The following is a 1,301-nucleotide window of genomic DNA, read 5'->3' on the forward strand; positions in this document are numbered from 1 at the left end:
CTTGTCCTTGGCTAAATTGGCCGCTAATAAAGCTGGCTTCACCTAAAAAGCGTGCCACAAAGCGATTGTTTGGGGTACTAAAACAGCGCTCGGGTGTATCGATTTGCTGAATTTCGCCGCCTTTAAGCACACCAACGCGGTCGCCAACGGAGAGTGCTTCTTCTTGGTCGTGTGTTACCCAAATCGCCGGTACGCCAGCGGCTTTAAGTGCGTTTCTAATATCCCAACGAAGCATGTCTTTAAGAGCGGCATCTAAGTTTGAAAGCGGCTCATCAAGTAATACAAAGTCAGGTTGGTGGGCAAGGGTACGCGCAAGTGCAACGCGCTGCTTTTGTCCGCCAGAAAGCGTTGCTGGTTTTTTGTCTCTAAAATCGCTCAACCCAAGTAGGTTTATCCAATACTCAGCAGGGGCTGTATCTTTTAATCTAAAGCAAATGTTTTGCTGTACGGTTAAGTGCGGAAATAACGCAAAATCTTGAAATACCATGCCTACACTGCGTTTTTCAGGAGGTATTGTTAATTTGGGTGTAGCGCGCCATTTACCTGTGTTTATTTCGCCTTCGCTAATAGGTATAAGGCCAGCAAGGGCTTGTAAAATTGTACTTTTACCACAACCTGTTGGCCCTACAAGCATAAGGATTTCGTTTTCACCCAGCGAAAAGTTTAAATCGCTTACTACGCGGTTACTGCCATAATCTATAGACAACTGACTTACAGATAGCATTGTTTCTTAAATCCTTAATGTTCAAACTGGTTGCGTTTTTCGCCAGACATCATAATAGCTAACCCGCAGGCAGATATCACTACTAACAATAACCCTGGAATCGCGGCGCGACCAAAATAGCCCGCTTCGTATACACGCCATAAATAAGTAGAGAGGGTTTCAAACCCTGTAGGACCAAGTAATAGCGTGGCTTCGAGTTCACGCATTGACTCTAAAAACACCAGTGCTGCACCGGCAATAATACCGCGCATAGTTAAAGGCAGTGTTATGCGAGTAAATACTTCACGTGGGCTTGCACCTAATACGCGCGCAGACTTCACTAAGCTTGGATCTAAGTGTTCGGTGCTTGTTCTAACAGAGCCTACAGCAAGTGGTAAAAATCGCAGCATGTAAGCAATAATAAGCAATCCCAGTGTTTGATATAAAAACGGCAACTGCAAACCACCGTAAACAAGCGCTGTGCCCATTACTATACCCGGAATACCAAAACCAAAGTAAGTAACACGCTCCATTATACGACCCGCTTTTCCACTCAGTGCAGCATGTGCAACGGGGATCGCAACGATAACGGCTACAA

2 protein-coding genes are annotated in these 1,301 nt (G+C 45.3%); both read right to left on the reverse strand.

Annotated elements, in window-relative coordinates; translation table 11 throughout:
• A partial coding sequence (locus tag L652_RS0103425; RefSeq protein ID WP_024603290.1) for an ABC transporter ATP-binding protein occupies positions 1 to 724 on the reverse strand: 724 nt, incomplete at its 3' end.
• Between the two features lie 14 nt (positions 725 to 738).
• On the reverse strand, positions 739 to 1,301 hold a 563-nt coding region (locus L652_RS0103430; RefSeq protein WP_024603291.1), incomplete at its 5' end, for an ABC transporter permease subunit.

The organism is Pseudoalteromonas sp. TB25 (genome assembly GCF_000497995.1).
Classification (GTDB): domain Bacteria; phylum Pseudomonadota; class Gammaproteobacteria; order Enterobacterales; family Alteromonadaceae; genus Pseudoalteromonas; species Pseudoalteromonas distincta.